The sequence below is a fragment of the Rodentibacter ratti genome, from assembly GCF_002000485.1.
Lineage (GTDB): Bacteria > Pseudomonadota > Gammaproteobacteria > Enterobacterales > Pasteurellaceae > Rodentibacter > Rodentibacter ratti.
In genome coordinates, this window is the sequence record NZ_MLAJ01000005.1 from 216,235 (window position 1) to 241,023 (window position 24,789).

Annotated in this window: 22 protein-coding genes; 6 read left to right on the plus strand and 16 right to left on the minus strand. The window is 40.5% G+C overall.

Annotated elements, in window-relative coordinates; translation table 11 throughout:
* Nucleotides 1-19: 19 nt before the first annotated feature.
* From tyrS to yedE, 4 genes are all read right to left on the minus strand, one after another.
* Nucleotides 20-1,207, minus strand: coding sequence for a tyrosine--tRNA ligase (gene tyrS, locus BKG94_RS06030; RefSeq protein WP_077435223.1), 1,188 nt, complete (start codon nucleotides 1,205-1,207; stop codon nucleotides 20-22).
* 221 nt (nucleotides 1,208-1,428) lie between these two features.
* Nucleotides 1,429-2,145 carry a DNA/RNA nuclease SfsA gene (sfsA, locus tag BKG94_RS06035; protein ID WP_077435225.1) on the minus strand — a complete coding sequence of 239 codons (717 nt, stop codon included), beginning with the start codon at nucleotides 2,143-2,145 and terminating at the stop codon, nucleotides 1,429-1,431.
* Nucleotides 2,146-2,267: 122 nt separating this feature from the next.
* Nucleotides 2,268-2,537 (minus strand): sulfurtransferase-like selenium metabolism protein YedF, encoded by a 270-nt coding sequence (yedF, locus tag BKG94_RS06040; protein ID WP_005696304.1) that lies wholly within the window; start codon nucleotides 2,535-2,537, stop codon nucleotides 2,268-2,270.
* A gap of 29 nt (nucleotides 2,538-2,566) precedes the next feature.
* Nucleotides 2,567-4,015 (minus strand): selenium metabolism membrane protein YedE/FdhT, encoded by a 1,449-nt coding sequence (yedE, locus tag BKG94_RS06045; protein ID WP_244156999.1) that lies wholly within the window; start codon nucleotides 4,013-4,015, stop codon nucleotides 2,567-2,569.
* Between yedE and ppk1 the strand changes: the two genes are divergently transcribed.
* The 6 genes from ppk1 (at nucleotide 3,998) to BKG94_RS06075 (ending at nucleotide 10,836) form a co-directional block, all read left to right on the plus strand.
* Entirely contained in the window at nucleotides 3,998-6,118 is a 2,121-nt protein-coding gene (gene ppk1, locus BKG94_RS06050) for a polyphosphate kinase 1 (protein WP_279626255.1), read from the plus strand. The two genes, yedE and ppk1, sit on opposite strands and share 18 nt — an antisense overlap.
* 270 nt (nucleotides 6,119-6,388) lie before the next feature.
* Complete coding sequence (locus tag BKG94_RS06055; RefSeq protein WP_077435231.1) at nucleotides 6,389-7,201, plus strand: D-hexose-6-phosphate mutarotase; 813 nt, start codon at nucleotides 6,389-6,391, stop codon at nucleotides 7,199-7,201.
* 174 nt (nucleotides 7,202-7,375) lie between these two features.
* Complete coding sequence (infC, locus tag BKG94_RS06060) at nucleotides 7,376-7,873, plus strand: translation initiation factor IF-3 (protein WP_026215354.1); 498 nt, start codon at nucleotides 7,376-7,378, stop codon at nucleotides 7,871-7,873.
* Nucleotides 7,874-8,080: 207 nt separating this feature from the next.
* A complete protein-coding gene (gene rpmI, locus BKG94_RS06065) occupies nucleotides 8,081-8,278 on the plus strand; it encodes a 50S ribosomal protein L35 (protein ID WP_005596065.1) in 198 nt (65 codons plus the stop codon).
* 65 nt (nucleotides 8,279-8,343) lie between these two features.
* Complete coding sequence (gene rplT, locus BKG94_RS06070) at nucleotides 8,344-8,697, plus strand: 50S ribosomal protein L20 (RefSeq protein WP_005596075.1); 354 nt, start codon at nucleotides 8,344-8,346, stop codon at nucleotides 8,695-8,697.
* Nucleotides 8,698-8,901: 204 nt separating this feature from the next.
* The gene (locus tag BKG94_RS06075; protein WP_077435235.1) at nucleotides 8,902-10,836 is read left to right on the plus strand and encodes an ABC transporter ATP-binding protein; all 1,935 of its coding nucleotides are present in this window, start codon (nucleotides 8,902-8,904) and stop codon (nucleotides 10,834-10,836) included.
* A 38-nt stretch (nucleotides 10,837-10,874) separates the two neighbouring features.
* Here BKG94_RS06075 and BKG94_RS06080 read toward each other — a convergent pair whose 3' ends face one another.
* The 12 genes from BKG94_RS06080 to BKG94_RS06135 all read right to left on the minus strand — a co-directional run bounded on the left by BKG94_RS06080 (nucleotide 10,875) and on the right by BKG94_RS06135 (nucleotide 24,787).
* The gene (locus BKG94_RS06080) at nucleotides 10,875-12,248 is read right to left on the minus strand and encodes a sodium-dependent transporter (RefSeq protein WP_077435237.1); all 1,374 of its coding nucleotides are present in this window, start codon (nucleotides 12,246-12,248) and stop codon (nucleotides 10,875-10,877) included.
* A 44-nt stretch (nucleotides 12,249-12,292) separates the two neighbouring features.
* Nucleotides 12,293-12,928: an endonuclease III gene (gene nth, locus BKG94_RS06085; RefSeq protein ID WP_077435239.1), complete on the minus strand. Its 636-nt coding sequence runs from the start codon at nucleotides 12,926-12,928 to the stop codon at nucleotides 12,293-12,295.
* A gap of 186 nt (nucleotides 12,929-13,114) precedes the next feature.
* On the minus strand, nucleotides 13,115-13,837 hold the full coding sequence (locus BKG94_RS06090) for an electron transport complex subunit E (protein ID WP_077435241.1): 723 nt from the start codon (nucleotides 13,835-13,837) through the stop codon (nucleotides 13,115-13,117).
* A gap of 10 nt (nucleotides 13,838-13,847) precedes the next feature.
* Nucleotides 13,848-14,465: an electron transport complex subunit RsxG gene (gene rsxG, locus BKG94_RS06095; RefSeq protein WP_077435243.1), complete on the minus strand. Its 618-nt coding sequence runs from the start codon at nucleotides 14,463-14,465 to the stop codon at nucleotides 13,848-13,850.
* Complete coding sequence (gene rsxD, locus BKG94_RS06100; RefSeq protein ID WP_077435245.1) at nucleotides 14,465-15,541, minus strand: electron transport complex subunit RsxD; 1,077 nt, start codon at nucleotides 15,539-15,541, stop codon at nucleotides 14,465-14,467. The genes rsxG and rsxD overlap by 1 nt, the downstream gene beginning before the upstream one ends.
* A 3-nt stretch (nucleotides 15,542-15,544) precedes the next feature.
* On the minus strand, nucleotides 15,545-17,869 hold the full coding sequence (rsxC, locus tag BKG94_RS06105; RefSeq protein WP_077435247.1) for an electron transport complex subunit RsxC: 2,325 nt from the start codon (nucleotides 17,867-17,869) through the stop codon (nucleotides 15,545-15,547).
* A complete protein-coding gene (gene rsxB / locus BKG94_RS06110; RefSeq protein ID WP_077435249.1) occupies nucleotides 17,870-18,451 on the minus strand; it encodes an electron transport complex subunit RsxB in 582 nt (193 codons plus the stop codon).
* A 96-nt stretch (nucleotides 18,452-18,547) separates the two neighbouring features.
* The gene (gene rsxA, locus BKG94_RS06115; RefSeq protein WP_018355691.1) at nucleotides 18,548-19,126 is read right to left on the minus strand and encodes an electron transport complex subunit RsxA; all 579 of its coding nucleotides are present in this window, start codon (nucleotides 19,124-19,126) and stop codon (nucleotides 18,548-18,550) included.
* Between the two features lie 109 nt (nucleotides 19,127-19,235).
* Nucleotides 19,236-21,389, minus strand: coding sequence for a YccS family putative transporter (yccS, locus tag BKG94_RS06120; protein WP_077435251.1), 2,154 nt, complete (start codon nucleotides 21,387-21,389; stop codon nucleotides 19,236-19,238).
* Between the two features lie 65 nt (nucleotides 21,390-21,454).
* Complete coding sequence (locus BKG94_RS06125; protein ID WP_077435253.1) at nucleotides 21,455-22,117, minus strand: curli polymerization inhibitor CsgI-related protein; 663 nt, start codon at nucleotides 22,115-22,117, stop codon at nucleotides 21,455-21,457.
* 203 nt (nucleotides 22,118-22,320) lie between these two features.
* Nucleotides 22,321-23,985: a PTS transporter subunit IIBC gene (locus BKG94_RS06130; protein WP_077435255.1), complete on the minus strand. Its 1,665-nt coding sequence runs from the start codon at nucleotides 23,983-23,985 to the stop codon at nucleotides 22,321-22,323.
* Nucleotides 23,986-23,995: 10 nt separating this feature from the next.
* Nucleotides 23,996-24,787, minus strand: coding sequence for an endonuclease/exonuclease/phosphatase family protein (locus BKG94_RS06135; protein WP_077435257.1), 792 nt, complete (start codon nucleotides 24,785-24,787; stop codon nucleotides 23,996-23,998).
* Between the last annotated feature and the right edge of the window lie 2 nt (nucleotides 24,788-24,789).

Consider the following 24,789-nt stretch of genomic DNA (forward strand, 5'->3'; position numbering starts at 1 on the left):
TTATTTTTCGTAGAGTTTATTATTCCACTGTCACACGGGCAAATTTACGTTTACCCACTTGATAAACATTGGTACCTTTTGGTGCGTTTTCTTTTATATTCTCAATTTTTTCACCATTGATTTTCACGCCTCCTTGTTGGGCGGAACGAATCGCTTCAGAAGTGGAAGGCACTAATCCCGCTTCTTTTAACAAGGTTGCTAAACCTATTTCACCATTAAAGGTAAACTCAGGCATTTCGTCCGGCATTGCGCCTTTTTGGAAACGATTAATAAATTCTTGTTCTGCCGCATTCGCAGCTGTTTCATCATGGAAGCGGGCAATTAATTCTTTCGCCAGTAAAATTTTTACATCACGTGGGTTTTTGCCATTTTTCACATCGACTTTTAGTTGTTCAATTTCACTCAAAGGACGGAATGAAAGCAGATTATACCAATCCCACATTAACTCATCGGAAATTGACATCACTTTACCGAACATATCATTTGGCGCATCAGTCACACCGATATAGTTACCGAGAGATTTTGACATTTTTTTCTCACCGTCCAAGCCTACAAGCAATGGCATGGTGATCGCCACTTGTGGTTTTTTACCGGCTGATTTTTGTAATTCACGACCCACTAATAAATTGAATTTTTGGTCAGTACCGCCAAGCTCGACATCCGCTTCTAATGCCACGGAATCATATCCTTGTAATAGAGGATAAATAAATTCGTGAATCGCAATGGGTTGGTTATTGGTAAAGCGTTTTTTGAAATCATCACGCTCAAGCATACGGGCAACAGTATAATTGCTTGCAAGGCGAATCATCCCTTCCGTACCTAATTGGCCTAACCACTCGGAATTGAAGACGATTTTGGTTTTTTGCGGATCAAGAATCTTGAAAATTTGTTCTTTATAGGTTTCCGCGTTGCGTAATACATCTTCACGACTAAGAGGAGGACGGGTGGTGTTTTTGCCGGAAGGATCGCCTACCATACCGGTAAAATCACCAATTAAGAAATAAACATCATGACCAAGCTGTTGGAATTGGCGTAATTTGTTGAGCACCACGGTATGCCCTAAGTGAATATCCGGTGCGGTAGGGTCTGCGCCTAATTTTACTTTTAAAGGGCGATTTTCTTTGAGTTTTTCAATTAAATCCGCTTCGGAAAGAATTTCATCCGTGCCACGCTTAAGTTCTGCGAGAACAGTATTAATATCAGTCATTGTTTATTTCCTAATTATTATTTTGAGGTGGTTTATTATAGGGAATCTAAAAGATTTGTGAACAAAAAAAACGCCTATTTGTGGGGAAATAGGCAGGAATGTTGGAGTGATTATCGCTGAGTGTTTTAATTGAAAACCAGCTTGTTATTGGAATGGATTAGATGATAATCGTTATCAATAATCTTGTCAATAAATAGATGAAAATAATTATCAAAAAATTATTATTTAATATAAGGCACAGATTCTGTCAATGAAAGTGCGGTAGGAATTCCCCCTGAAATTTCAAATTCACCGGCATAGGCATAAGCCTCTACACCTTGTTCTATCGCATCTTTTAACAATCTATCATACTCGGGATCGATATATTCAGCGATTTTGAAACGATCAAATCCATTATGCAGGCCAGCAAAAAGTACGACTGCCCGATGTCCTTGTTTTTTCATTGCTAATAATTCTCGCACGTGTTTTTGACCACGTGTGGTGACGGCATCGGGAAACATACCAAGATTACCTTTCACCAAAGTGATAGATTTTACCTCCACATAGCAATCGGGCAGTCCTTCGCTTTTAAGTAAAAAATCAATGCGGCTATTTTCTTCGCCGTATTTGACTTCAGGATAAATTTCATCATACATCGCCAGTTCTTTAATTTGTTTGTTTTGTAGTGCTTCCAACACAAGTTGATTGGAACGATGAGTGTTAATACAGCAAAGTTGTCCATTGGCTAGTTGGGTGAGTTCCCAAGAGTGAGGATATTTCCTAGTTTGACTATCGGAATGGGAATACCAAACGGTATCTCCTTTCTCTCCACAGCCTGTCATCGCCCCTGTGTTGGCGCAGTGAATGGTCATCACTTCACCATTGGGTAATTCAATATCGGCAAGGAAACGTTTATAACGGCGGATCAATTTTGCAGATTGAAGAGAGGGAAGTTGCATAATATTCCTTAATTAAAGTGCGGTTAAAATGTCATGAGTTTTTAGGCGAACATTATATACTTTTTCATTTAGACTGATGTATAAAAAGTGCGGTCAATTTTGACCGCACTTTTCTCTTGAGATTAACGTTGAATCAAATAACGTAATTTTGTGCCGTCTTGCTCTACACTTAACAATGTGTAACCGTGGTTTTTGGTATCCACCGGAATGTTGTTGATGGATTGGGCACAGTCACTTAATAATTCCAAAATTTCCCCTTTTTGTAATTGTGGCATGGTTTCAAGCATCACAATTGCCGGGTAAGGGCAGGGTTCGCCTAGGGTGTCTAAGGTATAATCTGGGGTAATGTCTTTCGGATCTTTATCTAATTTTTGCACAACGGTAAATGCCATAATAATTTCCTCTTTTGAATGAATAAGAATTAACAACCGCAAGATGGTTGTACACTTGCAGCGATTTTTGCTTTGGCTTTGGCGAGGAAACGGCGTTCCCACCAAATCACCGCAATTAAGCAGAGAATTAATAAACCGTAGTTTACTAATAATCCCCCCACCGGACCGAAGGATTTCAGTAGGTTGAGTTTTTCATAATCTAAGGCGAGAGTGGGGGCGATGTCGTCCCAAGCATAGGCAAGATAAGTGGAACCGATGACGTTGCCTAGCCCTACCCACATAAAGTGAACTTGCCCTTCCATTGAACGATACATCCAACCGGTTTCGCAGCCGCCAGCCAATACGATACCAAAACCGAATAATAATCCGCCGACAATGGCATTTGGACCCGCCCACATAATTTTTGGCGAAACGCCTAATTGAATATAGGAGAAAACACCAATTGTCCCCACCATAATGCCGAAAATAATCGCTTTCGCCATATAAGCGCGACCGGTTACCCATAAATCACGGAAAGCAGAGGTAAAGCAAATTTGTGCACGTTCAATTAATAAACCGAAAGCTAAGCCGCAAAACATTGCGAAACCTAATTTTATGGATTGGGTCATCACATAAAGTGATGCGATAAGATAGGCAAAGAAAATCAGCATGCCAATCCAAAAACGGCGGGAGGCTTGTTTCGGATCGGTTTCTTTTAATTTTGCTGCCCCTTTTTTAAGTTCAAGCTTAACACGGAACATCGGGAGTAAAGTGAATTTCACACCAAAATAAGTACCTATTGCCGTGGCAAGCGTGAAAAACCAAGCATGAACAGAGAATTGTGGAATGCCGGTGAAAAGAGAAGCAAGATTACACCCCATAGCAAGACGTGCACCGAAACCGGCTAACGCACCGCCGATTAAGGCTTGAACAATACGGCGTTTATGCGGTTGATTACGCCATTTTACGTTATTTGCCCATAAAGCAGCGGAAATACAGCCGGCGAACATCCCTAAAATCATCACACCGTCAATACGGGTAAAAATGGTTCCTTCCATTCCAATGATTTTATAATAGCTCCATTCGCTCACATCGATGCCGAGGGCTTGTAATGCATGTCCGCCCCAACGTGTGAATTCCCCTGTTACCGCCCAGTAAGTGCCGGTTACACCAAAATAATAAGCGGAAAGCAAACCTGCAGCTATCACCGCAGCGACAGGATTCCAATATTTAATGAGATAGTTTTGTTTAAATTGTTGCCAAATCTCTAACATAGTTCCTAAATCCTTAAGAAAGTTAATGATTTGCAAGCGAAGGTATATGATGAAAAACAGAATTGAGAATACAATCAGATTTGTCCATTTCCTATACACAAACTTGCGATATATGAATGAATATGCTGTTAAAGCGATGAAAGTATAAACAAAAATATGAGGGAAAACAAAGAGTATTAATATTTCTGTCACGTTCCTGTCATTTTTATCGGTTATTTTTCCCATTCGAAATGTAATGGTAAAAATAGGGATATTACAATGACTGATAATAATCGTTTTCTCTGTCGAGAGATGAGCCTACTGGCTTTTAACCGTCGGGTTTTAGCACAAGCACAAGATCCGAATACACCCTTGTTAGAACGCCTACGTTTTTTGTGTATTGTTTCATCAAATTTAGATGAATTTTTTGAGGTGCGTATTGCTGGGCTGAAACGTGAAAGTAAATTATATCCTTATGCGTTGTTAGACTGTGGTAAAACTGCAGAGGAAACGATTGCCGTTGTTTCAAAGGATGCCCGTAATTTAATTAATGAGCAATATGCTTTGTTTAATGATGTACTTCAACCGGAGCTAGCAAAAGAAGGTATTCATTTTTATCGTCGTCGAAGCTGGACGGAAGCACAAAGTGAGTGGGTGAGTCAGTATTTTGATCGTGAATTACTGCCGATATTAACGCCGATAGGGCTTGATCCTTCCCATCCTTTTCCACGTCTATTAAATAAATCATTGAATTTTGCGGTAGAACTTGACGGCAACGATGCCTTTGGCAGACCTTCTAGTATGGCAATCGTGCAAGCACCACGCATCTTACCGCGTGTAGTCAAAATGCCCTCTGACATTTGTCAAGGCGATGATGGTTTTGTTTTTCTTTCTTCTATTTTACATGCCAACGTGCATAAATTATTTCTGGGTATGACGGTGAAAGGCTGCCACCAATTTCGCCTTACTCGGGACAGTGATCTGTGTGTGGAATCGGATAGAGAACAGTTGGATGATTTACGCACTGCCATTCAAAGCGAATTACATTACCGTGAATATGGTGATGGCGTGCGTTTAGAGGTTTCTGAACTTTGCCCTTCGCACATCTATGATTTTCTTTTGGCGCAATTTAAGCTTAGTACAAATGAACTCTATCGGGTAAAAGGCCCTGTCAACCTTATCCGTTTGAATGCCATTCCCGATTTAGTCGATCGACCTGATTTAAAATTCCCGCCTGTGACACCTAGCTCACTATCCAAACAAACAAAAATTGATTCCATTTTGAATTATGTCAGGCAAGCGCCTATCTTATTGCATCACCCTTATCAATCGTTTGATCCCGTGGTTCAAATGATCAGTGAAGCCGCAAATGATCCTTCGGTATTAGCGATTAAAATGACCATCTATCGCACAGGAAGCCGTTCAGAACTGGTCAATGCGTTAATGCAAGCCGCATTATCTGGCAAGCAAGTAACCGTTGTTGTTGAGTTAATGGCGCGTTTTGATGAAGCAAATAATGTCAACTGGGCGCAACAACTTGAAGATGCGGGGGCACATGTTGTTTACGGTGTTTTTGGGTATAAAGTACACGCCAAAATGGTGCTGATTATTCGCCGTGAACAAGGTTTACTTAAACGCTATGCACATTTAGGCACGGGGAACTATCATCAAGGAACGTCCCGCATTTATACCGATTTCGGCTTAATTACCGCCGATGAACAGATTACCTATGATGTCAATACCTTATTTATGGAAATTACAGGATTAGGCAGACCGGTAAAATTAAACAAACTTTACCAAAGCCCTTTCACATTACATCAGGAAATTTTAGCGCATATCAAACAAGAAACGCTGAATGCACAAGCGGGTCGAACAGGACGAATTATTGCAAAAATGAATTCTCTGGTGGATACCGGTGTTATCAATGCCTTATACGAAGCTAGTCAAGCTGGTGTACAAATTGATCTCATTGTTCGGGGAATGTGTACGTTGCGTCCGGGGGTAGAGGGGCTTTCCGAGAATATCCGTGTGCGTTCTATTGTGGGTCGTCAACTTGAACACTCTCGCGTGTATTACTTCTACAATAATGGAGCTGAAAATACCTATATTTCTAGTGCGGATTGGATGGGGCGTAATTTCTTCCGCCGAATTGAAACTGCTACGCCGATTGAATCCGCAGAACTCAAAGCCCGTGTTATTGAAGAAGGGCTCACGATGGCACTAAAAGATAATACAAAAGCATGGGAAATGCAGCCCGATGGCAGTTATCAACAAATCGTTCCAACAGAAAACGAAATCCCTTTTAGCCTACAAAATGCTTTGTGGGAAAAATACGGGCAGAGTTTATAATTCAATAAGGGGAAGTATCCCCTTATTCACACACAGCTTATAAATAGAAAAAGCATTTTGGATTCAAAATGCTTTTTTAATTGAAATACTTATTGGGTTGACAGAGAGTAGAAATAAACCAGCATATTAGTAATCAAGTTTATTCAAATTTCTTTTACATAGGAAACCGGTATTAAATTATTGACGATGTTTTATCTATTCGGTTTAATTAGAATAGTTAAAATTGTATCCGTACGTTCTTTTATGATGAAATTATAATAAGGATAAAAAATGAAAATGACCCTACTCAAAACCTTAACGCCCGAACTTAGTTTAATTCTGCAAAATGATATTCCGGTGTTGCACTTAAAACACTCAATTGGCACCGCTCAAATTGCACTACAAGGGGCGCAATTGTTGAGCTGGCAACCCAAAGGGAGTACACAGGATGTATTGTGGCTAAGTGAAATTGAACCTTTCGAGTTAGGTACGGCGATTCGTGGTGGCGTACCGATTTGTTATCCGTGGTTTGGTGGGGCAAAACAACCGCCTCATGGCACGGCTCGAATTCGTTTATGGCAATTAAGCCATTATGATTTGGCGAAAGATAAAGTGCGGTTAGAATTTTCGTTATTTTCAGATTTGAATATTATTGAAGCGAAAGTGGAGATGATTTTTACGGATAAGTGCCACATCACCTTCACTCATTATGGTGAGCAGCCGGCACAGGTCGCCTTACATAGTTATTTTAATGTTGGGGATATTACCCAAGTTGAAGTGAGCAATTTGCCTGAAACCTGCTTTAACGCATTGACTCAGCAACAAGAAAATGTGCCGTCACCACGTTTTATTACAGAAAACGTAGATTGTATTTATGCTGCGGAGAAAACACAAAATCAAATTGTTGATAAGGCATTGAAGCGCACCATTGGATTACATCATCATAATGCAAGCCAGCTTGTACTTTGGAATCCGTGGGATAAATCCACAAGTGCGATGAGTGAGCAAGCCTATCAACGTATGCTTTGCTTAGAAACCGCAAGAATTGATCATTTATTAGAATATGGCGAAAGTGTCGGTGTAGAAATTTGTGTGAATGGCTAAATTTTGTTGCATAAAATTGGTGGATACTATAAAATCCGCCCGTTTTACTCATTTTTATCAGTGAGAGAATTTGGAATCTTTTGCGTGTTGTGAAAGGTTTTTGCATAAACCAATAGAAGGAATACGATTATTAAAACCGTAAAAAAAGCGCCGGCAGTAAATCGCCCGAATCGCATTAATGATGAAATTCGTGTAAAAGAAGTTCGTTTGATTGACCAAGATGGTGAACAATTAGGTATTGTTTCCATTCAACAAGCCTTAGAAATGGCGGAGCAAGCGGAGCTTGATCTTGTTGAAATTAGTCCAAATGCAGAGCCGCCGGTTTGCCGTATTATGAATTACGGCAAATTCCTCTACGAAAAAAGCAAAACCGCAAAAGAGCAGAAGAAAAAACAAAAAGTCGTACAAGTGAAGGAAATTAAATTCCGTCCGGGTACCGACGAAGGTGATTACCAAGTTAAATTACGCAGCCTTATCCGTTTCTTGGAAGATGGCGATAAAGCAAAGATTACCGTGCGTTTCCGTGGTCGTGAAATGGCACACCAAGACATCGGTTTAGAAGTGTTGGAGCGGGTGAAAAACGACTTGGCTGAAATTTCAGTAGTTGAATCCGCACCGGGTAAATTAGAAGGGCGCCAAGCTGTAATGGTGTTAGCACCGAAGAAAAAATAGGAATTTTTTGTTGAGATCGAGATCTTGGCAAAAATCTTTTCACTTAGGTGAGAAGTCATTGTAAGTTGGGCAGACTACGCAGCCTAACTACTTTGAGAAAAGGCAAGTTAATTTGCCTTATGATGGAAATGATCAGTGCCTCCAAGTAACTTTTCAAGTTCGCCTGATTATGTTGTTTTAAACGAAAAATGCGGAGTTATTTTAACAATGCCTAAAATCAAAACAGTACGCGGCGCAGCTAAGCGTTTCAAAAAAACTGCTTCCGGCGGTTTCAAGCGTAAACAATCTCACTTACGTCACATTTTGACTAAAAAAACAACTAAGCGTAAACGTCATTTACGTCATAAATCCATGGTTGCGAAAGCAGACCAAGTTTTAGTCGTAGCCTGCTTACCATACGCATAAGCCGTTATTTAAGCAAAACGTACGATTAGTTCATTTAGTAGAAAATAGACATAGGAGATTAAATAATGGCTCGTGTAAAACGTGGTGTTATTGCAAGAGCACGCCATAAGAAAGTTCTTAAGGCTGCTAAAGGTTATTATGGTGCACGTTCACGCGTGTATCGCGTTGCTTTCCAAGCGGTGATCAAAGCCGGTCAATATGCATATCGTGACCGTCGCCAACGTAAACGTCAATTCCGTCAATTATGGATTGCACGTATCAACGCAGCGGCTCGTCAAAATGGTTTATCTTACAGCAAATTCATCAATGGCTTGAAAAAAGCTTCTGTTGAAATCGATCGTAAGATCCTTGCTGATATCGCTGTATTCGACAAAGTGGCGTTCGCTGCATTAGTTGAGAAAGCAAAATCTGCACTTTAATTTTTTAAAGTTTAGAGAATGAGGACGCTGAAAAGCGTCCTTTTTTCTTATCCGTTTTTTCGCTTTTCTTTCCAAAACGTATAAAATAGTGCGGTCACAAAAAACAAGGTTTTTTGAACGTTGGCTTTGCTAGCGGCTCCAAAGGAGTGAATAAATCACTTTAGTGATTGATGAATAATTTTAATCAAATTTTACGAGGTTATCGTGGCATTAATTAGCTTAACAAATGGCTATCTTTCTTTTAGCGATGCTCCATTATTAGATCATACCGAACTTCATATTGAGCCTAACGAACGTGTTTGTTTGGTTGGGCGAAATGGAGCAGGGAAATCAACATTACTCAAAATTATTGCTGGTGATGTATTGTTGGATGACGGTAAGATCCAATATGAAAAAGATTTGGTGGTATCCCGTCTTGAGCAAGATCCACCCCGCAATACCTCGGGTAATGTCTTTGATTATGTGGCAGAAGGTATTGGTCATTTAACGGATTTATTAAAAGAATATCACCGAATTTCTCTTGAACTTGAAAATCACTATACGGAGCAAACCTTAGGCCAGCTTGAGCAAATTCAAGCAAAATTAGAGCATGCTGACGGTTGGCGATTTGAAAATAAAATTAATGAAGTGCTACTTAAATTAAGCTTAAATCCTAATACAAAACTGACCGCACTTTCCGGCGGTTGGTTGCGTAAAGCGGCATTAGCACGAGCCTTAGTTTGCGATCCTGATGTGTTATTACTTGATGAACCGACGAACCATTTGGATGTAGAAGCGATTGAATGGCTGGAAAATTTTCTTTTAGAGTTTAGCGGTAGTATTGTGTTTATTTCCCACGACCGTTCTTTCATTCGCAAAATGGCGACCCGTATTGTGGATTTAGATCGCGGACAGCTTGTTTCCTATCCAGGCAACTATGATTTATATCTCACGACAAAAGAAGAAAATCTCCGTGTCGAAGCCCTTCAAAATGAGCTGTTTGATAAGCGACTGGCGCAGGAAGAAGTATGGATTCGCCAAGGTATAAAAGCACGTCGTACCCGTAATGAAGGGCGTGTTCGAGCGTTAAAGGCCATGCGTGAGGAACGCCGTCAACGTCGTGATGTGATGGGGACGGCAAAATTACAACTTGATACCTCAACCCGTTCCGGAAAAATCGTGTTTGAAATGGAAAATGTGAGTTATGAGGTGGCGGGTAAGCAATTATTAAAAGATTTCAGCACCACGATTTTACGGGGGGATAAAATAGCCTTAGTTGGGTCAAATGGCTGTGGCAAAACCACGTTTATCAAGTTGCTCCTCGGTGAAATCCAACCAACAAGTGGAAAAATTCGAACAGGAACAAAATTAGAGATCGCTTATTTTGATCAATACCGTGCGGATCTTGATCCGGAAAAAACGGTAATGGATAACGTTGCCGATGGCAAGCAAGATATCGAAGTGAACGGCGTAAAACGCCATGTGTTAGGTTATTTGCAAGATTTCTTATTCCCGCCTAAACGGGCGATGACACCGGTGAAAGCCTTATCAGGTGGGGAACGTAACCGTTTGTTGTTGGCGAAACTGTTGCTTAAACCGAATAATTTGCTGATTCTTGATGAACCCACTAATGATTTAGATGTGGAAACTTTAGAATTACTCGAAGAAATTTTGACGGATTATCAAGGCACCCTATTGATCGTGAGCCATGACCGTCAATTTATCGATAATACCGCAATGGAATGTTATTTATTTGAAGGGAAGGGTATCGTCAATAAATACGTAGGCGGCTTCTTTGATGCGAAACAGCAGCAAGCCAACTTTTGGGCAAGCAAAGCTGAACAGGATGCAACGAAGAAATTGCCTCCGAAACTGCAAGAAAATATCGCTAAAACTGAGCGCACAGCTAAGCCAAAATCCATTAAACTATCTTATAAAGAACAGCGTGAGTTGGAGCAACTTCCACTGCAATTGGAAGAATTAGAGGAAAAATTGACCGCACTTCAGGCAGAGGTGAGCGAGCCTAGCTTTTTCCAACAGTCCTATGAAATCACCGATGGGAAACTAAAAGAATTGGCGGATATGGAAGCGCTTCTTGAACAAACCTTTTTGCGCTGGGAAGAATTGGAAGAGAAAAAAAACATTGCAGAGAGTCAGTGATAAAAGAAAAACCGAGCCTTGGCTCGGTTTTTTATAGGTTAGAATAAGTTGCTGATAAAAATCACAATAATAATCACTGGTACAACAAATTTGACATAGTTAAACCAAATTTTGGTGAAAGTCGAGTTCGGTGTAGGAGAAAGCTCTTTTTTCGCTTCATCTTCCAGCACAAAGCCCACGAAAATGGCACAACCTAACGCAGTGAGCATAAATAAAATATTGCCGCTCGCATAATCATAGAAATCAAAAATACTTTTACCGAAAATGGTGACATTTTTCCAAATATTGTCGCCTAAAATAGCCGGAATATTCCCAAGTAGGAAAATTCCCCCTAAAACCAGTGCAATTGCTTTTCCACGACGCATACGAAGCTTTTCTTGTAAGGCGGTGATGAGCACTTCATAAATCGTAATGGAAGTAGTGAGGGCGGCGATTAATAATAAACTAAAGAAAATAATCGCAAAGAATTTACCTGCCCATAAATGGGAAAAGACGATGGGTAAACTTTGGAAAACTAAGGTTGGTCCCGCATTGGGTTCGATACCAAAAGTAAACAAAGAAGGAAAAATCATAAAGCCCGCAAGGACGGCAATGATGGTATTAGTAAAACCGGTAATTACTGCCGTTTGAATGAGATTTTCTTCTTTATTAAGATAACTTGAAAGGGTGATTAACACACCAAAACCAAGACTTAATGCAAAGAACACTTGCCCTAATACAAAAATAAAAAGTTGAGGGGTGATTTTGCTGAAGTCCGGTTTTAAGTAGAAAGTAATCCCTTCCATTGCCCCCGGTAAGGTGATATTGCGGATCACCATACCGATTAGGAAAATAAAGAGCAATGGCATTAAATATTTCACCGAGCGCTCAATGCCGCCAATGATACCTTTTGTCAAAATAATATAATTCACCACTACAAAGAGGAAGGTGTAGAGCATAATTTCATAAGGACTATTGCCGATATGCAGATCATAGAAATTTTTTGCAACATCTTTTGTAATGGGGGTTGAAATATCAAGCGTACCGCTGATTAAACTAACGATATAGGAAATCACCCAGCCGCCCAGCACCATGTAATAAGCCATAATGCCAAAAGCGCCTAGCAACCCCATATAACCGATGATTTTCCAATATTTAGAAATGTGCTTGCCCTTGTCTTGAAGCTTATCGCCGAAAGCATCAATGGAATTGACTCGTAAACGGCGGCCAATCACATTTTCCACTAAAATCATGGGAATGCCGATGACAATCATCGCAAGGCAAAAAAGCAGTACATAGGCACCGCCACCATTTTCACCCACAAGATAAGGGAATCGCCAAGTTGCACCAAAGCCTACGGTTGCACCGGCAACGGTCATCACATAGGTTAATCGACTCGACCAAGTTTGACGTTGTTGTTTATTTGTTGTCATTGTTTTTCCTATTAATAAAAGAGCGGTCAAAAAAGGAATAATTTTTAATAATCAGTTTTTTCTTTATATTCGCAGAGATCCTCAATAATACAGGAACCACAGCGGGGCTTTCTTGCCACACAGGTATAGCGTCCATGTAAAATGAGCCAATGATGCACATCCACTTTAAATTCATCAGGCACCACTTTTAACAGTTTTTCTTCCACTTTGACGACATCTTTACCCGGGGCAAAATTGGTGCGATTGCACACCCGAAAAATGTGGGTATCGACGGCAATTGTGGGGTGTCCAAAGGCGGTATTTAGCACCACATTCGCTGTTTTTCGTCCAACACCGGCAAGGGCCTCTAAGGCTTCACGGTTTTCAGGCACTTCACCCTTGTGTTTTTCGACGAGATCTCGACAGGTTTTGATGATATTTTCTGCTTTACTATTATAAAGCCCGATGGTTTTAATGTAACTTTTTAAACCATCTAGACCTAAATCCAAAATGGCTTGTGGTGTGTTGGCAACAGGGAACAGTTTTTCTGTCGCTTTATTCACCCCTTTATCGGTGGTTTGTGCCGATAAAATCACCGCGATCAATAATTCGAAAGGGGAATTATACTGTAATTCGGTGGTAGGGTGAGGGTTTTGATCCCGTAAACGGGTGAGTATTTCGATTCTTTTCTTTTGGTTCATAATTTTATTTCCTTCTACTTTCTTGCTTGTGCAAGAAAGTAGCAAAGAACACACTCCAACTAATTTGCTTTTCTTCACTTGGTTAGGATTTTCTTAACGGAAAATTTTTAACTCGCTTCGTTCAGACAGGAAAAATTTTCCTAAAAATCCTAAGTCGTTCAGGCAAATTAGATGGAGCCTAAAGGGTTACTTTTTCACTTTCTGATGGCTATCAATTCTGTTTTTTAGGGCAAGGAGGAGTCCTAATCCAATGAAAGCCCCTGGTGGCAGGATAAAGAGTAAAAAGCTGCTGTCCGTTTGGTAAATATGGACAGTGAGAAATTTTGCCTGCTCACCAAAAAGATGTTCAATTCCTGTAAAAAGAGTGCCTTGTCCGAGAATTTCACGGATCGCACCTAGTACGGTAAGGCTTAATGCCATACCACATCCCATAGAAAAACCGTCCCATACAGAATGCAAAAGAGGATTTTTTGAGGCAAAGGCTTCCGCACGGCCAATCACAATACAATTTGTCACAATGAGCGGAATAAAAATGCCCAAGGATTGATAGAGCGTATAGGTGTAAGCATTCATCAATAATTGCACCACGGTAACCGTAGTTGCAATAATCATCACATAAATAGGAATGCGAATTTCATGGGGGATTCGTTTCCGAAATAAAGAAATGACCGTGTTGGTACAAGTTAAAACCAACATGGTTGCCAGCCCTAAACCGAGAGCATTGGTCGCTGTACTGGAAACCGCCAATAGAGGACAAAGTCCGAGTAGTTGAACAATAGCAGGGTTATTTTTCCAAATACCTTGAGTAAAAATGGCTTTCCATTCGGATGATTTTATTTGCGTTTCAACCGCCTGTTGAGAAGGCTCATCTTCCAAAAGTGCGGTCGTTTTTTCGGTTAAATTTGTCATATCACAGTCCTTATTGGATAGCGAGTTGTTGTAGTGTTGCCTGATTATTAAGCATCACTAAAGCAGAGCGTTTTACTTGATTGACAATGGCGCGAGGCGTAATGGTTGCACCGGAAAATTGATCAAATTTCCCGCCGTCTTTTTTCACTGCCCAATCATTTAAATTGGTTTCATTAATCGGTTTATTGTTGAAACTTAAGATCCAATTAGAAATGCGTAATTCGATTTTATCGCCTAATCCCGGGGTTTCGTGATGTTCAATAACTCGCACACCGAGTATTTCTCCTTCGGGGGTTAACCCTACAAGTAAGCGGATATCACCGGAATAGCCATCCGGTGCGGTGGTTTCATAGGCGTAAGCAGAAATTTTTTGCCCCTGTTTAGCAAAATAAATTTTTTGAATGCCTTTTAAATTTTCATGTGTTGGAATGACCGCACTTTCCACTAAATTATTATCAAAATAATCATGGGGAACCACTTGTAATAGCTGTTCTCGTTGTTGTGCCGCCATGGTTTCATCAATTTTTTCTTTTGTGAGGAAAAAAATGCCCGAGGAAATGGCGGTGCAGATTAAGGCGACTAATCCTAAAATAATCCCATAGCGTGAGGTGATTTTAACAATGCCCATTATTTTCTTCCTTGTAAGTGATAACCGGTCACTCGAGGCCGAGTGTAATGATCAATAAGCGGCACACAAATGTTACTTAATAAAATGGCAAATGCCACCCCATCAGGGAAATTACCATGATAGCGAATGAGATAGACTAAAAGCCCAACCAATGCGCCAAAAACAATTTTGCCACGTGGTGTAATGGAAGCGGTGACAGGGTCGGTTGCAATGAAAAATGCACCAAACATCATCCCTCCACTCAGCATTTGACTGATGGCACTTAAATGTGTTCCACCGGCAAGGGCGGTGAGGGTGGCTAAGCAGAAAAACGTCACGAGCATTGCGACCGGAATTTGCCAATGAATTGTGCGTTTTAATATTAGGAATATACCGCCAAGTAAAAAGGCGAGATTGACTTGCCACCAACCCTGTGCGAAATCTGTACCGTTACCCATAAAAATTGGCATTTTGACGAGTTCATAGAAATCTGCGAATTCTTTGTGACTAGAATAAAAGATCTTTGCACTGTCTAATGGTGTAGCCTGTGCTATACCATCAATACTATGCGTAAGTTGTGACAGGGTAAACCCATCAGTAGTTAATCCGGAAAAAATTAATGCGCTCGCGTCAGAGAATGTTGGAGGTTCTTGTAATAAATGAATGGGTGGTAGCCAAGTTGTCATTTGCAATGGGAAGGAAATCAATAATACGACATAGCCCACCATTGCCGGATTAAATGGATTTTGCCCTAGACCGCCATAAACCTGTTTACCTAATAGTACCGCACAGAGTGTACCGATAATAATGATCCAGTAAGGCGCATAGGGGGGAATTGCCATAGCTAAAATCAATGCGGTTAATACCACACTAAAATCAGAAAGTGCGGATAATGGTTTTTTTCCACGTAATTTTATTGCTAAAAATTCAGCAAGTAACGCAATGGTGATTGCTAATGCCGATTGAATAAGTACACCAAAACCAAAATAATAAATTTGTGTAAAGAAAGCCGGTATCATGGCTAAGATAACCCAAAGCATAATACGTGCTGTTAATTTCCCCGAGTGAGTGTGAGGAGAACTGGCCATTTTAAACATTATTTATTCCTGAGATTTGCCTGATTGTTGTTTAGTTTGCGCTAATTTTTTTGCTTTTGCACGGGCGATAGCCGCAGCCACCGCCGCTTTTTTCGGATCAAGTGCGGTTGAATTTTCATCGGTTTTTTCTTCCACCTTTTCCGTTGCTATGTTGTTATCAGTGTTGGTTTGCGCTAATTTTTTTGCTTTTGCACGGGCGATAGCCGCAGCTACAGCCGCTTTTTTCGGATCAAGTGCGGTTGAATTTTCATCGGTTTTTTCTTCCACCTTTTCCTTTGCTATGTTGTTATCAGCGTTGGCTTGCGCTAATTTTTTAGCTTTTGCACGGGCAATAGCAGCAGCCACAGCCGCTTTTTTCGGGTCAAGTGCGGTTGAATTTTCATCGGTTTTTTCTTCCACCTTTTCCGTTGCTATGTCGTTATCAGTATTAGCCTGCGCTAATTTTTTTGCTTTTGCACGGGCAATAGCGGCAGCCACAGCCGCTTTTTTCGGATCAAGTGCGGTCGAATTTTCATCGGTTTTTTCTTCCACCTTTTCCGTTGCTATGTTGTTATCAGCGTTGGTTTGCGCTAATTTTTTTGCTTTTGCACGGGCAATAGCCGCAGCTACAGCTGCCTTTTTCGGATCTGTCGATGAGGTTTCTTCGAGATTATTTTCAAGCTCTTCTATTTTTACTTCCGCTTGTTGGCGGGCTAAACGGCGGGCTTTACGCAGTGCCATCATATCGCTATTATCCGGTAAAACTTCACCTTTTTCTGTTGTTAATATTTTTTGTTGATTGGTTTCTTCTGCACCGACTTTTTTAGCTTTGAGGCGTGCTAATGCCGCTTTTACCGGATCCTCACCTTTTGTTTTAGCTAATTCTTCGCGGCGCGCTTCCGCAGCACGTTGAGAACGGGCTTTACGTTCCTGTTCTTCGCGTTCCATACGGGCTTGTTTTGCTTCAAAACGAATTTTTGCTTCTTCCGATTTTTTCTGTTTCTCTTTGATTTGCCAAATTTTCGCTTTTTCTTGGCGGAAATACTGAATAAGTGGGATGTGACTTGGACAGACGTAAGCACATACGCCACATTCAATACAATCTTTTAATGCGTATTCTTCCGATTTTTTGTGATCTTCACTGCGTGCGAACCAATATAATTGCTGTGGCATTAAATTCACCGGGCAGGCATCCGAACAGTTTGAACAACGAATACAGGCTTGTTCTGGCTCAGGCTCGGTATATTCAAAATGATCCGGTGCGAGTAAGCAGTTGACGATTTTAGTTACCGGTGCATTTAAATCCGGCAATTCTAATCCCATCATGGGGCCACCGACAAAGACCGGGAAACGTTCATCAAACTGATAACCTGTGTGCGTTAAGACATAGTAAATTGGCGTACCGAGAGGTATCCGATAATTGCCTTTTTGTTGAATTTTATCGCCGGTTAGGGTGATTACACGTTCGATTAAAGGTTCGTCATTTATAACCGCTCTTTTGATCGCAAAAGCGGTTCCCACATTATGCATTAAAACGCCGATAGAGGAGGAACGGGAGCCGCTTGGCACTTCCATACCGGTAAGTAAATAAATCAGCTGTTTTGCCGCGCCGGAAGGATATTTGGTTGGAATGACACGAACCTCAATATCATTTGCACCATGTAATGCCGTATTGATCGCTTCAATGGCTTGAGGTTTGTTATCTTCAATGGCAATAACGACTTTTTCTGGGCGTAGGATATAGCGTAAAATGCGGATGCCTTCAATAATTTCATCAGCACATTCACGCATTAGACGATCATCACAAGTGATGTAGGGTTCACATTCAGCCCCGTTGATAATCAATAATTTAACTTTTTTATCTGCCGATTGGATTTTCGCAGCAGTAGGGAAGATAGCGCCACCCAAGCCCGCAACACCGGCTAGATAAATTTTTTCGATAAGTTGTTCAGCTGTAAGACTAAGAAAATCGTCAATAGGGTGCGGCTCAATGCTTTGATCCAACCCATCTGCCTGTAAATGAATAGCCATTTCATCAAGCCCTGAGGGATGGGCTGCGACATAAGGTGCAATATTTTTAATTGTACCGGAGGTCGGCGCATGAACAGGGAGTACGCGTAAACCATCTCCTTGTGTTAAAGGCTGCCCTTTTAAAACATAATCACCAACTTTTACTAAAATATGACCCGCCAGACCTGTATGCTGTTTGAGCGGAATATAAAAATCCTTGCTTAGCGGAAGTGTTTTGATCGGTTGATGGTTAGATTGATCTTTCATTTCGGGAGGATGAATGCCTCCTTTGAAATCCCATAATTTACCGGAATTAAAACGAGATAAAACGTCCACCATTTATTCCCCCACAACCAATTTTTTTTCGCTACCATTCACATTCACCACGGGAATAACTAATTTCGCGTCAAATTTCCAATTCCAATTATCAATATCTTTTTTTACCGGAATCATCGAAATACAGTCGGTCGGGCAAGGTGCAACGCAAAGTTCACAGCCGGTGCAAAGATCAGGGAGAATAGTGTGCATCATTTTATTTGTCCCGATGATGGCATCTACCGGGCAAGCTTGAATACATTTGGTGCAGCCGATACACATATTTTCATCAATAAACGCTACTATTTCAACAGGCTCTTCCATACCATCAACTGTTGGTACATCAACCCCGAGAATTTCAGAAATTTTCACGACAGTTTCTCGCCCACCCGGTACGCATTTTGTGATCTCATCACCGTTGCAAATTGCTTCCGCATAGGGTTTACAGCCGGGATAGCCACATTGACCACATTGGCTTTGTGGCAATATAGCATCAATTTTTTCAACAATGGGATCGGCTTCCACTTTGAGTTTTAAGGATGCTATTCCCAAAATTGCACCAAATATGAGCGCAAGCAGTGTGATAACAATGAGTAAAATAGTCATTATTTCTTGGTTTTTCCTGAAAATCTTTGATAGAACCCAATTAATAAAATTAACAGGGTAATTACCATTAAAAAGTAGATCATAGTCAACAATGAGTTATTTAATGAGTCCGGCAAATCCCATAAAAGCAAGCGACATTAAACCCGCTGTGATTAAAGCAATGGATGCGCCCTGAAATGTATTGGGGACATCTGCGGCGACCAAGCGTTCACGCAGTGCAGCAAATAAAACCAATACTAAGGAAAAGCCCAGTGATGCACCAAAACCATAAATGACAGATTCGGTTAAATTATGGGCAAGATTAACATTGAGTAATGCCACACCGAGAACTGCACAGTTTGTCGTGATCAGTGGTAAAAAAATACCAAGTAGGCGGTAAAGTGTTGGGCTGGTTTTATTGATCGCCATTTCAGTAAATTGAACAACAACGGCAATCACCAGAATAAACACAAGGGTACGTAAAAAAGTCGCATTTAGAGGCAATAAAATATAGTATTCAACCAAATAGGCAGAAAGCGACGCAACGGTTAAAACAAACATAGTCGCCAATCCCATACCGATTGCGGTTTCAATTTTTTTTGATACGCCCATAAAGGGACAGAGCCCAAGAAACTTCACTAATACGAAGTTGTTAATCAATGCGGTACCAATAATCAATAAAATATAATGTGTCATTACTGCCTGCCTTTATAAATAGGGCGTTATTATCCCCATTTATGGGCAGAAGAACAATAAGAAATTTAGGGTAGAAACCTACCCAAAAATAAGTGCGGTCAAAAAAATCCTATTTTTTCTCAATCAGCATATTTACATCATTATTGAGTGTTTTATGAAAATAATCATAAATTTGCGGTAAGAGTTGCGCAATTAAATTTAATTGCTGATAGGGGAGAATAAACGCCGTATTTTCAGAGACTTGAATCTCTTTCAAACTGGATTCGATATTTTCAAATAATTTAGCAAAAACCTCTGGTGTGAGTTTTTCGATATTTTCAAGAGTATAGATAATTTTCTTGGCGGTTGGGTAGAAACCGGATAAGAATCCTGTGGTTTGTTGTAATTCGCGCATTTTATAGCGGTATGAGCCCAATGCGGAGATATAGCTTAGTAAAGAATAATTGATTTTGAGTAAATCAAAGCCTTCTTGTAAATGCGTTTGATATTTCATCGGCTCGCTATTCATATTTGAAATGGTCGTACTGAGTGCGGCGTTGTATTCGTGTGCATTACGGCGGGCAATACGATATTTGAGATCATCGCTTTTGCTAAATTGTAGCTGACTGGTGATATGTAACAAATACTGAGCATCACTTTTAATAGCCAATCGGCTGACTTTATCCAGTTGTAAGTATTTCCAATCCGGCCATAAATACGACACCGCAAACCAAGCGATGGCTGCACCAAGTAGGGTATCAAGTAAGCGGGGAAGTAGTGCTGCTTCTGTACTAAATCCCATCACATCAAAACTGAGTAAAACTTGTAGGGTAATAAAGAAAGTGGAAAAGCTGTAATTATTGCTGCGGAAAAAGAAAAAGAGTGTGCAGGTTAGCACGATTAAGCCAAGTTTGAGTTCAAGCGTTGGGTTTAAATAAGGCAGTAATGATCCCACAATTACCCCTAAAATTGTGCCGATAATACGTTGGCGTAGGCGGGCTTTTGTTGCGGAATAATTGGGTTGGCAAACAAAAATTGCTGTGAGTAAGATCCAATAACCCAAATTGAATTGAAAGAAATCCACAATAGTACAGCAAAGGAAAACCACGATAGATAGCCGTACAGCATGACGAAATAATTGTGATTCAAAAGTAAAATGTCCGGCAATAGTGGAAAGGATATTTTTTAACCCTGTCACTTGCACGGTATGAATTTGGGCAAGTGGTTCATTGACGTTGGATTCTTGCTCTAACTGATTCATTTGCCAATTAATGTTTTGCAAATTATCCAATAAACCCTGAATATCGATAATCAAATCTTTGTTATCGGGGGATTTTTGACGGTATAACTCAAAAGATTGTAATGTGCCGAGAAGGGCTTTTTCTACTCGTTGATTATAATGGTAAGGGCGGTTATGGCGTAAACTTTCTTTAATCTCTTGACAGGCTTGGGCCTGTAATTCTAACAATCGCTGAATACGAAAAATCAGATCCGTATTTTTGAGTTTTTCGGCAATTTGTTGATAGTCAAAATGGGTGGAATTGGCACGTTCGTGGATTTCTTGCGCAGCAAAATAATAGCGCACCATTTTTTGTGTGCGGATATGGCGATGTTGCCCTCTAATACGGTAGAACAGCGCTGTTCGGGCAAGATTAAAAGCATTAATGACATTAGCATTTTTCAAGGCAAAATTGAGGTGCTTTTTCTCGATCTCATCAATTTCATCGGGATCAAAAAACATAGATTTGGCATCTAAATACTCCCCTAAAGCACAAAAGGCTTTAGCAACGCTTTCTTGCACGGGGCGGTTGGGGAAAAAAAGATGAACGATTAAAGTTACCACACTATACAAGAGCGTGCCGAGTAAAATCATAATGGGGTTGATAAACCAACTGTCCGAGGCATTAGGGGTATAAGTCAGCGTGGTGTAAAGGGCAATAACGAGTGTTCCAAAGGCGATAGTGCTGTAACGTTGTCCGACAGCCCCTATCATGGTAAAAATGAAGGTAAGCGAGGTCATTAACGCAATGTATTGAACCGGTTTGCCGATATTTAGTTGAACTACAAAAGAAGAAATGGCAAAAGCAATTAATGTGTAAAAAATATTTTTTAAACGACCGGTCAAACGATTATCCAAGTCCACTAATCCACCTGCAATAATCCCTAAAATTAATGGCATGGATTGACTGGAAATATCAAAGAACCAAACACCGAAAGCGGCGAGATTAACGCTGATAAATATTGGAATAGCAGCGATGACTTTTGCGTTTAACCAGTTATTCATTTTGAATCCTTATCAAAATAGAAAAGTGAGCTTGAAAGCTCACTCTCCGTTATAAAGTGCGGTCATTATTTATGGGATTTTGCCCAGTTTAAGAAACGGGTTTGGGTTTCTTTATCCGCTTGCTGGAACCAATATTGTAATTGCTGTTCAGCGACGTTTTCGCCTTGAACGACGACTTTACCTTTGGTTGCCTTGCCGTTTGCTGCAGGAACCATACCCATCATCGGTTGCATGGTAGCTAATGCCGGAACTGCTGCAGTTGCGCCTGAAGCGTTATAGTCTGCTAAATCACTCACAATATTTGCAGATGGAAATAGACCTTCTTGCTTTAACGTATCTATCTTTGCCGGAATTTCCTGACCGGATGTTGTTTTCACATTAATAACCGGCGCTGCGTTGAATTTTTCTGCCTCTGCTTTAGTGCGAATAGTCGGAGAGGAAATTACAATATCTTCGTTTGAACCCTGAAATGTAACAATAATCGGGTTGGATTCAAAAAGGGATTGACTTGAACCGCTACCAACGATTTCGCCCACTCGCACTACCACTTGATGAGCCTTGGTATCATTTATATTGAATGAATTACTTTTCTTTAGAAGGGATTTGCTGGCTTTTTGACCATCAATAGCTAAAAAATCAATATTTGATGAGCTGGAAACCATACCGGCAAAACTGGCAGTGCTGGCAAATAATGTTACGATACTGAGTGCAACCGTACGTAATTTCATGATTACTCCTTTTATTATGACGAAAATAAGATTCGTTGCTTATGCTATGCTAATTTCTACAAAATGAAAATAGAAAAGTGCGGTTAAAAATGAAAAAGTTTTCAGAGTTATAGGATAATTTCAATAAAAATAGGGACACACTGCGTGTGTCCTGAATAATAAAAAAGTGCGGTCAAAATTAACCGCACTTTATATTATATAACTTAGACTTTCGGAATTTCAGCTCCGGAGGCAAGTAAATCTTGAATATCTGATTTCAGTACATCGGCTTTTGGCCCATAAATGGCCTGAACACCTGTACCTTTGATAATAATCCCCATCGCACCAGCCTGTTTCCAGCCGGCTTCGTCACCAACCAAATCAGCGTTATGTACGGAAATGCGTAAGCGTGTCATACAGGCATCCACATTGGCGATATTATTGCGTCCGCCAAGTAAATTCACAATTTGTACCACTTGTGCGCTGGCGTTAGCGACTTTGGGTTCATTAGAGGCGCTTTCGTCGGCACTTTTCGCATCATAGTTACCGTTACGTCCTGCTGTTGCGAGGTTGAATTTTTTAATCATAAAATTCGCAATGAGGAACATTGCCACAGCAAAGAGAATGGATACCCAAATAAAGTTGATTACATCCATGCCAATACCGGCTTTGATCGCCATTGGGGTACGAGTTAAAAACTCAATGTTACCAAAGGAATGCATGCGTAGATTGACGATATCCGCCATAGCGAATGCCGCACCTTGAACTAAGGCATACACAATGTAAAGTGGCATTGCTGCAAACATAAACATATATTCAATCGGTTCGGTTACACCGGTTAGGAAAACCGCAAGGGCAGAAGAAAGGAAAATCCCTTTGTAGAGTTTTTTCTTATCCTCATCCACATTCACATACATAGCAAGAGTGATACCCATCAAGATACCGCTTGAACCAATCATTTGTCCCACTTTAAAGCGAGCAGGAGTGACGGTTGAGAGTAAATCGTTATATTGTGCTAAATTACCCGCATCTTTTAAATTAATTAAATCAGAGATCCAAGCTAACCATAATGGGTCTTGTCCAAATACTTGCGCACCTTTTTGAGCACCGGTTAGGAATTCATAGGTTCCGCCTAATGAAGTGTAGTTCATCGGGATAGTCAGCATATGGTGCAATCCGAAAGGTAATAAAAGACGCTCTAATGTACCGTAGATAAACGGTGCAAGGACTGGGGCGGTATTTTGTGAGCTGGCAATCCATTGACCGAAGTGGTTGATTCCCGACTGTACTAAAGGCCAGAATACGGCAAGGATTAATGCGACCAATACGGAACGATAAATGACGACAAAAGGGACAAAACGTTTACCGTTAAAGAAGGTGAGGACTTCAGGCAATTTGCGGAAGTTGTAGTAGCGATTGAAGGTTGTTGCGCCAACAAAACCGGCAATGATCCCGACAAACACCCCCATATTTAATGCCGGTTGGCCGAGTATATTGACAAAATAGTTCGCTACAGGAATTTCACCGGCAAGTAATGTGCTAACATGGGCATTGGGATCCGCCAACATTTCAATTTTTACACCGAAAAAGTGTCCGGTGATTAAGTTAATCAAAATAAAAGCTAAACCTGCTGCAAATGCACCGCCTGCACGTTCATTTGCCCAGCTCCCACCAATCGCTAAAGCGAATAACAGATGGAGGTTTCCTATGATACCCCAACCTATTTGGGCGATAATATTACCGATACGGGCGACCCATTCGGCATCACTAAGCAAAGGCAACGAGTTACCAATACTGACCATTAATCCGGCAGCCGGCATGACAGCAATTACCACCATCAGGCACTTGCCAAATTTTTGCCAAAATTCAAAACTTAGCAACTTTTTCATTTGTTTTCTCCTACAGTATGACATCCACTTCTAAGCCAAAATGGTCGGAAACCACAGGTTTATTTTTGCCGTTAAAAATTACCTGACTGGATAACACCCTTTTTGCTTGATTTAAAAAAATATAATCTAAACGCTTCTCTTCGCTATGACCACGCCAACCATCAATAGCTTTTTCCACCGTAATGCCTGAATCTTTTTGTTCGGCAAGCTCGTAGCTATCAAGCAAACCTAATGATTTAATTTGCTGGTAAGCTTGCGGATTGCTGATTGCATCGGTATTAAAATCCCCCATGAGGATTTTTAAATTTTCACTTTGACTACGTTCGACGATATTTCGAATATTATCGAGCTGATTTTCACCTTCGCAATCAGGTAAATTGATATGGCAGGAATAACAATCGATAAGTTGATTTTGGTATTCTACGGTTAATCCCATTATTTTACGTGAAAGAATGGAATCAAGACGTTGATGCTGACTACAATAGAAAGGATCGACTTCATAAACAGGTAGGCGGGTTAAAAAAGCGATACCTTCATCATATTTATCATAGCCAATATGTGAATTGCTCCAAAATAATGAATATTTTTGCTCAACTTGTCGGTTAATTTGGCGTAATAATATTACGCCATAATTATCCTGTTTTAAGGCTTGAGTAACTGCAGGAGTTGCCATGAGTTGGTTTACTTCCTGTAATGCAATAACGTCGTAACCTTTTTCCACTATTGTTTGAGCAAGAATTGCAATTTTTTCTGCTTGGTTATCTTCTAACCAAGCATGTACGTTTAGGGTCAGTAGTTTCATTG

Bases quoted from the DNA above. Each gene is read 5' to 3' on its own strand.
- rsxD (WP_077435245.1), bottom strand. From the start codon at position 15,541: ATGTTTAAAATGGCCAGTTCTCCTCACACTCACTCGGGGAAATTAACA.
- rplT (WP_005596075.1), top strand. From the start codon at position 8,344: ATGGCTCGTGTAAAACGTGGTGTTATTGCAAGAGCACGCCATAAGAAA.
- BKG94_RS06090 (WP_077435241.1), bottom strand. From the start codon at position 13,837: ATGACAAATTTAACCGAAAAAACGACCGCACTTTTGGAAGATGAGCCT.
- BKG94_RS06055 (WP_077435231.1), top strand. From the start codon at position 6,389: ATGAAAATGACCCTACTCAAAACCTTAACGCCCGAACTTAGTTTAATT.
- rpmI (WP_005596065.1), top strand. From the start codon at position 8,081: ATGCCTAAAATCAAAACAGTACGCGGCGCAGCTAAGCGTTTCAAAAAA.
- yccS (WP_077435251.1), bottom strand. From the start codon at position 21,389: ATGAATAACTGGTTAAACGCAAAAGTCATCGCTGCTATTCCAATATTT.
- BKG94_RS06125 (WP_077435253.1), bottom strand. From the start codon at position 22,117: ATGAAATTACGTACGGTTGCACTCAGTATCGTAACATTATTTGCCAGC.
- yedE (WP_244156999.1), bottom strand. From the start codon at position 4,015: ATGGGAAAAATAACCGATAAAAATGACAGGAACGTGACAGAAATATTA.
- rsxB (WP_077435249.1), bottom strand. From the start codon at position 18,451: ATGACTATTTTACTCATTGTTATCACACTGCTTGCGCTCATATTTGGT.
- sfsA (WP_077435225.1), bottom strand. From the start codon at position 2,145: ATGCAACTTCCCTCTCTTCAATCTGCAAAATTGATCCGCCGTTATAAA.
- BKG94_RS06080 (WP_077435237.1), bottom strand. From the start codon at position 12,248: ATGACAACAAATAAACAACAACGTCAAACTTGGTCGAGTCGATTAACC.
- rsxG (WP_077435243.1), bottom strand. From the start codon at position 14,465: ATGGGCATTGTTAAAATCACCTCACGCTATGGGATTATTTTAGGATTA.
- BKG94_RS06130 (WP_077435255.1), bottom strand. From the start codon at position 23,985: ATGAAAAAGTTGCTAAGTTTTGAATTTTGGCAAAAATTTGGCAAGTGC.
- rsxA (WP_018355691.1), bottom strand. From the start codon at position 19,126: ATGACACATTATATTTTATTGATTATTGGTACCGCATTGATTAACAAC.
- rsxC (WP_077435247.1), bottom strand. From the start codon at position 17,869: ATGGTGGACGTTTTATCTCGTTTTAATTCCGGTAAATTATGGGATTTC.
- nth (WP_077435239.1), bottom strand. From the start codon at position 12,928: ATGAACCAAAAGAAAAGAATCGAAATACTCACCCGTTTACGGGATCAA.
- yedF (WP_005696304.1), bottom strand. From the start codon at position 2,537: ATGGCATTTACCGTTGTGCAAAAATTAGATAAAGATCCGAAAGACATT.
- BKG94_RS06135 (WP_077435257.1), bottom strand. From the start codon at position 24,787: ATGAAACTACTGACCCTAAACGTACATGCTTGGTTAGAAGATAACCAA.
- tyrS (WP_077435223.1), bottom strand. From the start codon at position 1,207: ATGACTGATATTAATACTGTTCTCGCAGAACTTAAGCGTGGCACGGAT.